Below are 15,709 nucleotides of genomic sequence, written 5' to 3'. Positions count from 1 at the left end.
TGTAATTTAAAAAAACCTAGGAGATTTCATTGCAGGTTCTTTGAAAATTTCCCACTTTATCATTAATTCATAGGTTCCAGAGTTGTAGTTGCTGTAATTAGAGGTGGTGAGGTCATAAGCCAATCCTATGTGTAAATTTCTGGAAGCTTGAAGACCTATTAGAGCACTAATAGAATCGTCCCATCTCCAAGCGATACCAGCTGTAAATTTTTCATTGAAAAGAAAGTTAGCAGATACATCTAATGATAGAGGTGCTCCACTTACAATTTTCGTTAAAAATGCAGGTTTAAACTTAATACTTTCGTTTAAATTAAATACATATCCACCAATTAGAAATAAGTGTATTCGTTCTTTTGCAATATCCCCTCCATTATTAGAATCATCATAATGATCAGTACTAATAAAGTTAGGGATAGCAGCTCCTAAATACCAGTTGGAAGTGTAATAATAAATACCTGCTCCAATGGTTGGTAAAAGTTTATTAATATTACCCGTTAAGCTCTTATCATCTCTGTCCTTAACAAGCCCCTTGCTCCAGTCAACATTTAAATGCCTTCCTCCAAGTTTTAATCCAAAAGCCAAATTACCCTCATCACTGGTACGAACTGTATAAGAAGCATTAATATCTAAAAAAAATTCATTAGCAGGCCCTATTCTATCGTTAGTTAGATTAATACCTAGTCCAACTCCGCTAAAACCTAACGGAGTGTCAAAACTTAATGTTTGGGTGTCTGGAGCCCCTTCAACACCAACCCATTGAGTTCTTGCGAGTGCATTTATTATAGTATGTCCGCTTGATCCAGCATATGCAGGGTTTACACTCATTGTGTTATACATATATTGGGTGTATTGAGGGTCTTGTTGAGCATTTGCATTTATTAATATTTGAACTAGGAATATTAATGTGCATAAGTGTTTTAATTTCATATTATTTTTTTTATCTATTAATGTATAACCAGCCTACTTTTGGTTTTGATCCATCACCTAAATCGATAACATAAAAATAGGTGCCTGAAGGTAATTTTTCATCAACATTAATTGTTGTTCGTCCATTAGATATCCCTTTAAAAACAATATCTCTATTATTATAGCCAGAAGCTTTGTATACAGTATTTCCCCATCTATTAAAGATTTCAACAGTATTGTTACTGTATTCAGGTCTATCTACACAAGAGATAAAGAAAATATCATTATCACCATCACTACCAGGAGTCATGATATTATAGGGAGTACCACAGGGTTTTGTATTAGGGTCTAGGTAGTCAGGAATACCATTATCATCGGTGTCAAGAGCATCGTTAGTTGTTGGGTCAGGGTCTCCGGGATTTTCATCTGAAGTATTAATACCGTCGTTATCATCATCAATATCTTGAAAATCTGGAATACCATCTCCATCATTATCAGGAATGTCTACAGGAGTGCCTCCGTTATCTGTGTCATAAGTATCATCCAAACCATCTCCATCTGAATCATTGCCAGAAGGAAGGCTGTCAGGTACTCCATCACTATTACTATCATTTCCTTCAATAACATCAGGAACTCCATCATTATCACTATCGCTATCAAGACTATCAGGAATCCCGTCTTCATCAGTATCTGTGTTGCCATCCCCTTCATCAATATCCAAAATTCCATCATTATCATCATCAATATCGGTGATGTCTGGAACTCCATCATTATCAGAATCTAATAAACTGTATAGATGAGTATCTGTAGCTGAAGCAGTATTTCCAGTAGTATCTATTGTCGTAACACTTGCTTCTACAGTGGTATCAGGATCGGCTGCTAATTCTGAACCTGGCACACTAATACTGTAATTTCCACTAGCGTCTACGGTACCAGTATAGGTATTTCCGTTGATTGTTAGAGTTACCGTGTCTCCTGTATTAAAATCTCCACTTACAGTTCCGGTTACTGGAATGTTCATTCCTGCTTCTGTTGCGTCAATGATATTGTCTGGAGTGATGTCATCAATAACAATAGAAAGGGTAGGAGCTGTGGTATCTACATTGTACAGATGAGCATCTGTAGCTGAAGCAGTATTTCCAGCAATATCTGTTGTCGTAACACTTGCCTCTACAGTGGTATCTGGGTCGGCTGCTAATTCTGAACCAGGGACACTGATGCTATAGTTTCCACTAGCGTCTACGGTACCGGTATAGGTATTCCCGTTAATTGTTAGGGTTACGGTGTCTCCTGTATTAAAATCACCTCCTACTGTTCCGGTTACTGGAATGTTCGTTCCTGCTTCTGCTGCATTGATAATATTGTCTGCCGTTATGTTGTCTACACTAATGGTAGGTACTGGAGCGGTCGTGTCTATATCATAAACATGATTCGTGTTGGCGGAGCAAGTTGCATATGACAGGAAACTAGCCTCTACAGTGATATCTGGGTCGGCTGCTAAGTCTGATCCTGGGACATCAATGCTGTAGTTCCCACTGGCATCTACCGTTCTGGTATAGGTGTTTCCGTTGATTGTTAATGTTACGGTGTCGCCTGTGTTGAAGTCGCCTCCTACGGTTCCGCTTACTGGAATAGTTGTTCCTGCTTCTGCAGCATTGACAATATTGTCTGCGGTGATATCATTTATAGCTAAGTTAACTACTCCTCCTACAGTAATAGTTGCAGTTGCAGATCTCACTTCCGCACACGCTCCACTTTGTACTACTGCACGATATTGTGTGGTAGCCGTTAGGTTGGTCGCTGTTAAGGTAGTGGTGGTATTGGCGATATCGGTATCAGTGGTAAAGTTATCGGTAGAACTCTCCCAACGGATGATGTTTCCTGTATGTCCACTTAGGGTAAGTGTTGTTGAGTTGGTTCCCGTACAGACATTGGTACTTCCCGCAATACTTCCACCTACCGAAGTAGGATCCACGGTAATAGTTGCAGTTGCAGAGCTCACTTCCGCACACGCTCCACTTTGTACTACCGCACGATATTGTGTGGTAGCCGTTAGGTTGGTCGCTGTTAAGGTAGTGGTGGTATTGGCGATATCGGTATCAGTGGTAAAGTTATCGGTAGAACTCTCCCAACGGATGATGTTTCCTGTATGTCCACTTAGGGTAAGTGTTGTTGAGTTGGTTCCCGTACAGACATTGGTACTTCCCGCAATACTTCCACCTACCGAAGTAGGATCCACGGTAATAGTTGCAGTTGCAGATCTCACTTCCGCACACGCTCCACTTTGTACTACTGCACGATATTGTGTGGTAGCCGTTAGGTTGGTCGCTGTTAAGGTAGTGGTGGTATTGGCGATATCGGTATCAGTGGTAAAGTTATCGGTAGAACTCTCCCAACGGATGATGTTTCCTGTATGTCCACTTAGGGTAAGTGTTGTTGAGTTGGTTCCCGTACAGACATTGGTACTTCCCGCAATACTTCCACCTACCGAAGTAGGATCCACGGTAATAGTTGCAGTTGCAGAGCTCACTTCCGCACACGCTCCACTTTGTACTACCGCACGATATTGTGTGGTAGCCGTTAGGTTGGTCGCTGTTAAGGTAGTGGTGGTATTGGCGATATCGGTATCAGTGGTAAAGTTATCGGTAGAACTCTCCCAACGGATGATGTTTCCTGTATGTCCACTTAGGGTAAGTGTTGTTGAGTTGGTTCCCGTACAGACATTGGTACTTCCCGCAATACTTCCACCTACCGAAGTAGGATCCACGGTAATAGTTGCAGTTGCAGAGCTCACTTCCGCACACGCTCCACTTTGTACTACCGCACGATATTGTGTGGTAGCCGTTAGGTTGGTCGCTGTTAAGGTAGTGGTGGTATTGGCGATATCGGTATCAGTGGTAAAGTTATCGGTAGAACTCTCCCAACGGATGATGTTTCCTGTATGTCCACTTAGGGTAAGTGTTGTTGAGTTGGTTCCCGTACAGACATTGGTACTTCCCGCAATACTTCCACCTACCGAAGTAGGATCCACGGTAATAGTTGCAGTTGCAGATCTCACTTCCGCACACGCTCCACTTTGTACTACTGCACGATATTGTGTGGTAGCCGTTAGGTTGGTCGCTGTTAAGGTAGTGGTGGTATTGGCGATATCGGTATCAGTGGTAAAGTTATCGGTAGAACTCTCCCAACGGATGATGTTTCCTGTATGTCCACTTAGGGTAAGTGTTGTTGAGTTGGTTCCCGTACAGACATTGGTACTTCCCGCAATACTTCCACCTACCGAAGTAGGATCCACGGTAATAGTTGCAGTTGCAGAGCTCACTTCCGCACACGCTCCACTTTGTACTACTGCACGATATTGTGTGGTAGCCGTTAGGTTGGTCGCTGTTAAGGTAGTGGTGGTATTGGCGATATCGGTATCAGTGGTAAAGTTATCGGTAGAACTCTCCCAACGGATGATGTTTCCTGTATGTCCACTTAGGGTAAGTGTTGTTGAGTTGGTTCCCGTACAGACATTGGTACTTCCCGCAATACTTCCACCTACCGAAGTAGGATCCACGGTAATAGTTGCAGTTGCAGAGCTCACTTCCGCACACGCTCCACTTTGTACTACCGCACGATATTGTGTGGTAGCCGTTAGGTTGGTCGCTGTTAAGGTAGTGGTGGTATTGGCGATATCGGTATCAGTGGTAAAGTTATCGGTAGAACTCTCCCAACGGATGATGTTTCCTGTATGTCCACTTAGGGTAAGTGTTGTTGAGTTGGTTCCCGTACAGACATTGGTACTTCCCGCAATACTTCCACCTACCGAAGTAGGATCCACGGTAATAGTTGCAGTTGCAGATCTCACTTCCGCACACGCTCCACTTTGTACTACTGCACGATATTGTGTGGTAGCCGTTAGGTTGGTCGCTGTTAAGGTAGTGGTGGTATTGGCGATATCGGTATCAGTGGTAAAGTTATCGGTAGAACTCTCCCAACGGATGATGTTTCCTGTATGTCCACTTAGGGTAAGTGTTGTTGAGTTGGTTCCCGTACAGACATTGGTACTTCCCGCAATACTTCCACCTACCGAAGTAGGATCCACGGTAATAGTTGCAGTTGCAGAGCTCACTTCCGCACACGCTCCACTTTGTACTACCGCACGATATTGTGTGGTAGCCGTTAGGTTGGTCGCTGTTAAGGTAGTGGTGGTATTGGCGATATCGGTATCAGTGGTAAAGTTATCGGTAGAACTCTCCCAACGGATGATGTTTCCTGTATGTCCACTTAGGGTAAGTGTTGTTGAGTTGGTTCCCGTACAGACATTGGTACTTCCCGCAATACTTCCACCTACCGAAGTAGGATCCACGGTAATAGTTGCAGTTGCAGATCTCACTTCCGCACACGCTCCACTTTGTACTACTGCACGATATTGTGTGGTAGCCGTTAGGTTGGTCGCTGTTAAGGTAGTGGTGGTATTGGCGATATCGGTATCAGTGGTAAAGTTATCGGTAGAACTCTCCCAACGGATGATGTTTCCTGTATGTCCACTTAGGGTAAGTGTTGTTGAGTTGGTTCCCGTACAGACATTGGTACTTCCCGCAATACTTCCACCTACCGAAGTAGGATCCACGGTAATAGTTGCAGTTGCAGAGCTCACTTCCGCACACGCTCCACTTTGTACTACCGCACGATATTGTGTGGTAGCCGTTAGGTTGGTCGCTGTTAAGGTAGTGGTGGTATTGGCGATATCGGTATCAGTGGTAAAGTTATCGGTAGAACTCTCCCAACGGATGATGTTTCCTGTATGTCCACTTAGGGTAAGTGTTGTTGAGTTGGTTCCCGTACAGACATTGGTACTTCCCGCAATACTTCCACCTACCGAAGTAGGATCCACGGTAATAGTTGCAGTTGCAGATCTCACTTCCGCACACGCTCCACTTTGTACTACTGCACGATATTGTGTGGTAGCCGTTAGGTTGGTCGCTGTTAAGGTAGTGGTGGTATTGGCGATATCGGTATCAGTGGTAAAGTTATCGGTAGAACTCTCCCAACGGATGATGTTTCCTGTATGTCCACTTAGGGTAAGTGTTGTTGAGTTGGTTCCCGTACAGACATTGGTACTTCCCGCAATACTTCCACCTACCGAAGTAGGATCCACGGTAATAGTTGCAGTTGCAGAGCTCACTTCCGCACACGCTCCACTTTGTACTACCGCACGATATTGTGTGGTAGCCGTTAGGTTGGTCGCTGTTAAGGTAGTGGTGGTATTGGCGATATCGGTATCAGTGGTAAAGTTATCGGTAGAACTCTCCCAACGGATGATGTTTCCTGTATGTCCACTTAGGGTAAGTGTTGTTGAGTTGGTTCCCGTACAGACATTGGTACTTCCCGCAATACTTCCACCTACCGAAGTAGGATCCACGGTAATAGTTGCAGTTGCAGAGCTTACTTCCGCACACGCTCCACTTTGTACTACTGCATGATATTGTGTGGTAGCCGTTAGGTTGGTCGCTGTTAAGGTAGTGGTGGTATTGGCGATATCGGTATCAGTGGTAAAGTTATCGGTAGAACTCTCCCAACGGATGATGTTTCCTGTATGTCCACTTAGGGTAAGTGTTGTTGAGTTGGTTCCCGTACAGACATTGGTACTTCCCGCAATACTTCCACCTACCGAAGTAGGATCCACGGTAATAGTTGCAGTTGCAGAGCTCACTTCCGCACACGCTCCACTTTGTACTACCGCACGATATTGTGTGGTAGCCGTTAGGTTGGTCGCTGTTAAGGTAGTGGTGGTATTGGCGATATCGGTATCAGTGGTAAAGTTATCGGTAGAACTCTCCCAACGGATGATGTTTCCTGTATGTCCACTTAGGGTAAGTGTTGTTGAGTTGGTTCCCGTACAGACATTGGTACTTCCCGCAATACTTCCACCTACCGAAGTAGGATCCACGGTAATAGTTGCAGTTGCAGAGCTCACTTCCGCACACGCTCCACTTTGTACTACTGCACGATATTGTGTGGTAGCCGTTAGGTTGGTCGCTGTTAAGGTAGTGGTGGTATTGGCGATATCGGTATCAGTGGTAAAGTTATCGGTAGAACTCTCCCAACGGATGATGTTTCCTGTATGTCCACTTAGGGTAAGTGTTGTTGAGTTGGTTCCCGTACAGACATTGGTACTTCCCGCAATACTTCCACCTACCGAAGTAGGATCCACGGTAATAGTTGCAGTTGCAGAGCTCACTTCCGCACACGCTCCACTTTGTACTACGCACGATATTGTGTGGTAGCCGTTAGGTTGGTCGCTGTTAAGGTAGTGGTGGTATTGGCGATATCGGTATCAGTGGTAAAGTTATCGGTAGAACTCTCCCAACGGATGATGTTTCCTGTATGTCCACTTAGGGTAAGTGTTGTTGAGTTGGTTCCCGTACAGACATTGGTACTTCCCGCAATACTTCCACCTACCGAAGTAGGATCCACGGTAATAGTTGCAGTTGCAGAGCTCACTTCCGCACACGCTCCACTTTGTACTACTGCACGATATTGTGTGGTAGCCGTTAGGTTGGTCGCTGTTAAGGTAGTGGTGGTATTGGCGATATCGGTATCAGTGGTAAAGTTATCGGTAGAACTCTCCCAACGGATGATGTTTCCTGTATGTCCACTTAGGGTAAGTGTTGTTGAGTTGGTTCCCGTACAGACATTGGTACTTCCCGCAATACTTCCACCTACCGAAGTAGGATCCACGGTAATAGTTGCAGTTGCAGAGCTCACTTCCGCACACGCTCCACTTTGTACTACCGCACGATATTGTGTGGTAGCCGTTAGGTTGGTCGCTGTTAAGGTAGTGGTGGTATTGGCGATATCGGTATCAGTGGTAAAGTTATCGGTAGAACTCTCCCAACGGATGATGTTTCCTGTATGTCCACTTAGGGTAAGTGTTGTTGAGTTGGTTCCCGTACAGACATTGGTACTTCCCGCAATACTTCCACCTACCGAAGTAGGATCCACGGTAATAGTTGCAGTTGCAGATCTCACTTCCGCACACGCTCCACTTTGTACTACTGCACGATATTGTGTGGTAGCCGTTAGGTTGGTCGCTGTTAAGGTAGTGGTGGTATTGGCGATATCGGTATCAGTGGTAAAGTTATCGGTAGAACTCTCCCAACGGATGATGTTTCCTGTATGTCCACTTAGGGTAAGTGTTGTTGAGTTGGTTCCCGTACAGACATTGGTACTTCCCGCAATACTTCCACCTACCGAAGTAGGATCCACGGTAATAGTTGCAGTTGCAGAGCTCACTTCCGCACACGCTCCACTTTGTACTACCGCACGATATTGTGTGGTAGCCGTTAGGTTGGTCGCTGTTAAGGTAGTGGTGGTATTGGCGATATCGGTATCAGTGGTAAAGTTATCGGTAGAACTCTCCCAACGGATGATGTTTCCTGTATGTCCACTTAGGGTAAGTGTTGTTGAGTTGGTTCCCGTACAGACATTGGTACTTCCCGCAATACTTCCACCTACCGAAGTAGGATCCACGGTAATAGTTGCAGTTGCAGATCTCACTTCCGCACACGCTCCACTTTGTACTACTGCACGATATTGTGTGGTAGCCGTTAGGTTGGTCGCTGTTAAGGTAGTGGTGGTATTGGCGATATCGGTATCAGTGGTAAAGTTATCGGTAGAACTCTCCCAACGGATGATGTTTCCTGTATGTCCACTTAGGGTAAGTGTTGTTGAGTTGGTTCCCGTACAGACATTGGTACTTCCCGCAATACTTCCACCTACCGAAGTAGGATCCACGGTAATAGTTGCAGTTGCAGAGCTCACTTCCGCACACGCTCCACTTTGTACTACCGCACGATATTGTGTGGTAGCCGTTAGGTTGGTCGCTGTTAAGGTAGTGGTGGTATTGGCGATATCGGTATCAGTGGTAAAGTTATCGGTAGAACTCTCCCAACGGATGATGTTTCCTGTATGTCCACTTAGGGTAAGTGTTGTTGAGTTGGTTCCCGTACAGACATTGGTACTTCCCGCAATACTTCCACCTACCGAAGTAGGATCCACGGTAATAGTTGCAGTTGCAGATCTCACTTCCGCACACGCTCCACTTTGTACTACTGCACGATATTGTGTGGTAGCCGTTAGGTTGGTCGCTGTTAAGGTAGTGGTGGTATTGGCGATATCGGTATCAGTGGTAAAGTTATCGGTAGAACTCTCCCAACGGATGATGTTTCCTGTATGTCCACTTAGGGTAAGTGTTGTTGAGTTGGTTCCCGTACAGACATTGGTACTTCCCGCAATACTTCCACCTACCGAAGTAGGATCCACGGTAATAGTTGCAGTTGCAGAGCTCACTTCCGCACACGCTCCACTTTGTACTACCGCACGATATTGTGTGGTAGCCGTTAGGTTGGTCGCTGTTAAGGTAGTGGTGGTATTGGCGATATCGGTATCAGTGGTAAAGTTATCGGTAGAACTCTCCCAACGGATGATGTTTCCTGTATGTCCACTTAGGGTAAGTGTTGTTGAGTTGGTTCCCGTACAGACATTGGTACTTCCCGCAATACTTCCACCTACCGAAGTAGGATCCACGGTAATAGTTGCAGTTGCAGAGCTTACTTCCGCACACGCTCCACTTTGTACTACTGCATGATATTGTGTGGTAGCCGTTAGGTTGGTCGCTGTTAAGGTAGTGGTGGTATTGGCGATATCGGTATCAGTGGTAAAGTTATCGGTAGAACTCTCCCAACGGATGATGTTTCCTGTATGTCCACTTAGGGTAAGTGTTGTTGAGTTGGTTCCCGTACAGACATTGGTACTTCCCGCAATACTTCCACCTACCGAAGTAGGATCCACGGTAATAGTTGCAGTTGCAGAGCTCACTTCCGCACACGCTCCACTTTGTACTACCGCACGATATTGTGTGGTAGCCGTTAGGTTGGTCGCTGTTAAGGTAGTGGTGGTATTGGCGATATCGGTATCAGTGGTAAAGTTATCGGTAGAACTCTCCCAACGGATGATGTTTCCTGTATGTCCACTTAGGGTAAGTGTTGTTGAGTTGGTTCCCGTACAGACATTGGTACTTCCCGCAATACTTCCACCTACCGAAGTAGGATCCACGGTAATAGTTGCAGTTGCAGAGCTCACTTCCGCACACGCTCCACTTTGTACTACTGCACGATATTGTGTGGTAGCCGTTAGGTTGGTCGCTGTTAAGGTAGTGGTGGTATTGGCGATATCGGTATCAGTGGTAAAGTTATCGGTAGAACTCTCCCAACGGATGATGTTTCCTGTATGTCCACTTAGGGTAAGTGTTGTTGAGTTGGTTCCCGTACAGACATTGGTACTTCCCGCAATACTTCCACCTACCGAAGTAGGATCCACGGTAATAGTTGCAGTTGCAGAGCTCACTTCCGCACACGCTCCACTTTGTACTACCGCACGATATTGTGTGGTAGCCGTTAGGTTGGTCGCTGTTAAGGTAGTGGTGGTATTGGCGATATCGGTATCAGTGGTAAAGTTATCGGTAGAACTCTCCCAACGGATGATGTTTCCTGTATGTCCACTTAGGGTAAGTGTTGTTGAGTTGGTTCCCGTACAGACATTGGTACTTCCCGCAATACTTCCACCTACCGAAGTAGGATCCACGGTAATAGTTGCAGTTGCAGAGCTCACTTCCGCACACGCTCCACTTTGTACTACTGCACGATATTGTGTGGTAGCCGTTAGGTTGGTCGCTGTTAAGGTAGTGGTGGTATTGGCGATATCGGTATCAGTGGTAAAGTTATCGGTAGAACTCTCCCAACGGATGATGTTTCCTGTATGTCCACTTAGGGTAAGTGTTGTTGAGTTGGTTCCCGTACAGACATTGGTACTTCCCGCAATACTTCCACCTACCGAAGTAGGATCCACGGTAATAGTTGCAGTTGCAGAGCTCACTTCCGCACACGCTCCACTTTGTACTACCGCACGATATTGTGTGGTAGCCGTTAGGTTGGTCGCTGTTAAGGTAGTGGTGGTATTGGCGATATCGGTATCAGTGGTAAAGTTATCGGTAGAACTCTCCCAACGGATGATGTTTCCTGTATGTCCACTTAGGGTAAGTGTTGTTGAGTTGGTTCCCGTACAGACATTGGTACTTCCCGCAATACTTCCACCTACCGAAGTAGGATCCACGGTAATAGTTGCAGTTGCAGATCTCACTTCCGCACACGCTCCACTTTGTACTACTGCACGATATTGTGTGGTAGCCGTTAGGTTGGTCGCTGTTAAGGTAGTGGTGGTATTGGCGATATCGGTATCAGTGGTAAAGTTATCGGTAGAACTCTCCCAACGGATGATGTTTCCTGTATGTCCACTTAGGGTAAGTGTTGTTGAGTTGGTTCCCGTACAGACATTGGTACTTCCCGCAATACTTCCACCTACCGAAGTAGGATCCACGGTAATAGTTGCAGTTGCAGAGCTCACTTCCGCACACGCTCCACTTTGTACTACCGCACGATATTGTGTGGTAGCCGTTAGGTTGGTCGCTGTTAAGGTAGTGGTGGTATTGGCGATATCGGTATCAGTGGTAAAGTTATCGGTAGAACTCTCCCAACGGATGATGTTTCCTGTATGTCCACTTAGGGTAAGTGTTGTTGAGTTGGTTCCCGTACAGACATTGGTACTTCCCGCAATACTTCCACCTACCGAAGTAGGATCCACGGTAATAGTTGCAGTTGCAGAGCTTACTTCCGCACACGCTCCACTTTGTACTACTGCACGATATTGTGTGGTAGCCGTTAGGTTGGTCGCTGTTAAGGTAGTGGTGGTATTGGCGATATCGGTATCAGTGGTAAAGTTATCGGTAGAACTCTCCCAACGGATGATGTTTCCTGTATGTCCACTTAGGGTAAGTGTTGTTGAGTTGGTTCCCGTACAGACATTGGTACTTCCCGCAATACTTCCACCTACCGAAGTAGGATCCACGGTAATAGTTGCAGTTGCAGAGCTCACTTCCGCACACGCTCCACTTTGTACTACCGCACGATATTGTGTGGTAGCCGTTAGGTTGGTCGCTGTTAAGGTAGTGGTGGTATTGGCGATATCGGTATCAGTGGTAAAGTTATCGGTAGAACTCTCCCAACGGATGATGTTTCCTGTATGTCCACTTAGGGTAAGTGTTGTTGAGTTGGTTCCCGTACAGACATTGGTACTTCCCGCAATACTTCCACCTACCGAAGTAGGATCCACGGTAATAGTTGCAGTTGCAGAGCTCACTTCCGCACACGCTCCACTTTGTACTACCGCACGATATTGTGTGGTAGCCGTTAGGTTGGTCGCTGTTAAGGTAGTGGTGGTATTGGCGATATCGGTATCAGTGGTAAAGTTATCGGTAGAACTCTCCCAACGGATGATGTTTCCTGTATGTCCACTTAGGGTAAGTGTTGTTGAGTTGGTTCCCGTACAGACATTGGTACTTCCCGCAATACTTCCACCTACCGAAGTAGGTATAATTGTAAGAGATACTTCATCTGAAGCTAAAGTCTGACAGGTATTAAGTGTACTTATTACTATTAATCTATATTTATTAGTGGAAGCTGTTATTGGTGGATTGGTTAAGGTTAATGAAGGGGTAGTTGCATTGCTATATATTCCTCCATTAGAAATACTATTCCAAGCTCCAATACCTGCTACTTGCTCTAGCCATTGATATACCAATCCTGTTGTAGTACTTGTACTACCACTGTAATCAGGATTTGTTCCTGGAGCGGTTCCTGTATAAGTAGTTGTACTTAAGGAGCTTGCTGCTGCTGTAAAAGTAACATTGCTTCCTAAACATATAGTACTATCACTTGGTTGTGTGTCTATTTGTATTTGAGTAGCAATTATTTCATTACCTGTGGTTTCTTGCCCTTGATCACTTCCTACATCTGCTGCTCCAGAAGCATTAACAAGGTTAGGCACTCCATTACTATCTATGCTTCCTTGAGATGCTATATCTATTCTTCCATTTCCGTCTAATTGACCAGAAGTAACATTTTCACTTGCTTCTATGGCATCGTAACATCCATCATTATCACTATCTAAATCTAAATGATTCGGAATTCCATCATTGTCGGAATCTAAAAAACCACCACATATTAGAGCTAAGTTGATAGGAGATTTTGTATTTCCAGATTTTAGATCAAGTTTTAATGATGTTGTGGTTGTTTTAATTTCCCAAACTTCAGACGCCGCAATAGCTCCTAACGCATCAAAGTTCAAAATTCCTCCGGAGTTAGAGTTAATAGTTAAATCACCATTTGGGTCAGCTACTGTAAATTCTCCTGTTGAAGTTAATTCCCAAGTATCTCCTGCATCAAAATTTCCAGTTATACCAACTTCATGCTTTAGAGAAACTGTCACTGGGGATGAAAAAGTAAAAGTTGCTGTTCCTCCTTGAGTAACTAAAATATCTCCATTAGCATTACCTTCGTCTACTGTACCTGTTGTAGTAATTGTTACATCTATTATTTTTTCTGTATCCTGATCATAATAACTTCCAGAGGTTAAGGTGCTTCCAATTCCTGTTAAATTTAATGGAGTTCCTGTACAAGCTAATGATTCTTCTGAGTCTAATATTCCATCATTATCATCATCTAGGTCTAGTCTATCGGCTATTCCATCACCATCAGGGTCTGTTCCTGATCCATTAATGGTAATTACTAAATTAGCTGTATCAGAAGACACACCGTCAGAAATTTCATAAAAAAAAGTGTCTGTTAATGTTTGACCTATAAGTAAGCCTGCTACTGCAGGGTTTGTAGTGTCAACAATATATTCATAGTCTCCATCTGAATTCATAACAATTGTACCGTAGGTTCCGGGGTATGAAGTGTTAAGGTTGGCGGCGTTTAGATTACCTAAAGTAGTACCAAGTCTTATGGTAGTAACAGAGCCAGAACCTTGCCAATAAATATCTGAAACACCAGCAATTTGCTCAAGAGGATCAGGGTCTGTAACATTAGGTCCATAATTATAACTTAACCGCAATTGGTTGATTGGTTGTTCAAAAAACACATTAATATTCCCTGTAGCATCACTAGGTATAGCATTACCTATTCCATAAAAAGTATTTCCTCCTGTATCTACTACTCCTCCAGTTGTGACATATTTGTATGTGGCATTTACTCCATCTAATGCTCCTTCAATTTTTATTTGATCTTGCCATGAACTTCCCTGAGAAAAATCGATATCTGTCAATAAAAAACCTAAATTGAATACTGGTTGATCAAAGTCTATGACTAAAACAGTGTCGTCAGTGGGATTAGTCGTACCATCTATATTGTATAATAAATAACCAGTATGACCTCCGTTGGTAGTATAGTCTACCGATTGATTAAAGGATGTGCCAAATCCACCTGGGTCTAAGGTTGTAAATGAGAGACCTACACCGTCGACAGTTTTAGATTTTCCATCGACAGTTTCTCCGCTTGTAAAATTACTTTCCCAAAATAATGTTGATAAACCTCTGTCTACAGTATCAGAACCTCCTGTGCCTGGGTCTATAATTACATTCCCTGTGGCACTTGCATCAATAAAAGCAGTTAGAGAGTCGGTATTGTCAATAGCATCAGGAGCTTCATCTACACCGTTAATTGTTATAGTTAATATACCGTAGTCTTTTATTCCTAAAGCATCGGCAACAGTGTATGAAATTATATCATCTAAGTTTTCTCCGTTTCTTAAACCAGTAACAGAAGCATTTGTTTCATCAACATCATAAGTATAAGTACCATTTGCTTGTATTGTAATTGTACCATATAATGTGGTATATGTGTTATTAACCATAGATGGGTACACGTCTACTTCGGTAACAGATATTGCTGTTGAACCAGAATCATTTGCCAAAACATTGCCCGTGACTGTCCCTGTAGAGTTTGCTGAGATACTATTGGTTTCATCAACAACAGTTGGCGGTGTTGTATAAACTCTTATTATAGTTTGTGCAGTTGTAAAGTCTCCATTAGTGTCAAAAATAGTAACATCCATTGTTCGTACTCCGTCTGTATAAGGGCTTTGTAAGTCTCCATAAAACAAAGTTGATAAAAATGTTTCGAATTCAGAGTTCGCAATTGGATTACCTGAGGTTTCCGTTATATTGAAAGAAGTGTTTGTTAATTGGGTTATTTGTATTGTAGCCCCCCCTATGGTATAAGTAAATGGACCGGAAACAGGTACTTGTAACCATAATAAGTCAAAACCTCCTCCATTATTAATAGCTAACAATTCACCAGAGGGAAAGTCAACAATACCTGAAAAATTTAGGGTTGCACTTAAAACCCCCGCATCTGTTGTGACCTGTGGGTTTACTGTTACAGGGAACACATTAGAAGTTGTTGGTTGTAGCTGAAAATCATAATTATTTCCAGGGGTTATGTTATTTAAGTCTAAAGCAGGAGCAGCCATCATCATGTTAAAAGAAGAAGAGGAAGATTTTTGTCTTGTTCTACTTTTATTGGCTGTTGTTATTTTTTCTGTGAAGAAAGAGTTGGTTATGGAGCTTAGAGGATTACCCGAAGAATTTAGCTTATTGTCTTGCAGTGGTTTGTATGATAAAATTTTGTTAAGGTTGCCTTTTTTTAGTTTGTCTTTTACAGATACTTGACCATTAATAGTTATAGTAAATGTTAATAAAATTATATATAGTATGCTATTATATATATTATAGTAAGGGAGCTTATTTTTCATATAAAGCTAATTTTTATTTAAAACAGAGTATGATACAAATACAGAATTGTAATTATATATTAACCATATTGATGGTGTAAATTATGTGTAAATTGAATACAAAAACTAT

The 15,709-nt window shown here is 43.5% G+C and carries 3 protein-coding genes; all 3 read right to left on the bottom strand.

Going from position 1 to position 15,709, the window contains the following annotated elements:
* Positions 1-6: 6 nt before the first annotated feature.
* Genes D6T69_RS00690 through D6T69_RS00680 form a run of 3 tightly spaced genes read right to left on the bottom strand, consistent with a single transcriptional unit; the run spans position 7 to position 15,600 of the window.
* On the bottom strand, positions 7-927 hold the full coding sequence (locus D6T69_RS00690) for a PorP/SprF family type IX secretion system membrane protein (RefSeq protein ID WP_125065977.1): 921 nt from the start codon (positions 925-927) through the stop codon (positions 7-9).
* A gap of 10 nt (positions 928-937) precedes the next feature.
* A complete protein-coding gene (locus D6T69_RS00685; RefSeq protein WP_125065976.1) occupies positions 938-7,132 on the bottom strand; it encodes a gliding motility-associated C-terminal domain-containing protein in 6,195 nt (2,064 codons plus the stop codon).
* Between the two features lie 23 nt (positions 7,133-7,155).
* The gene (locus tag D6T69_RS00680) at positions 7,156-15,600 is read right to left on the bottom strand and encodes a beta strand repeat-containing protein (protein ID WP_125065975.1); all 8,445 of its coding nucleotides are present in this window, start codon (positions 15,598-15,600) and stop codon (positions 7,156-7,158) included.
* Positions 15,601-15,709 lie beyond the last annotated feature (109 nt).

This window comes from Tenacibaculum singaporense, from assembly GCF_003867015.1.
In the GTDB taxonomy this organism is placed as follows: Bacteria; Bacteroidota; Bacteroidia; order Flavobacteriales; family Flavobacteriaceae; genus Polaribacter; species Polaribacter singaporensis.
Note: the sequence above shows the minus strand (reverse complement) of the source record. Positions and strands in the feature narration are given on the sequence as shown.

What these genes read in the sequence shown, in the direction of transcription:
- D6T69_RS00680 (WP_125065975.1), bottom strand. Translation starts at nt 15,600, where the DNA reads ATGAAAAATAAGCTCCCTTACTATAATATATATAATAGCATACTATAT.
- D6T69_RS00690 (WP_125065977.1), bottom strand. Translation starts at nt 927, where the DNA reads ATGAAATTAAAACACTTATGCACATTAATATTCCTAGTTCAAATATTA.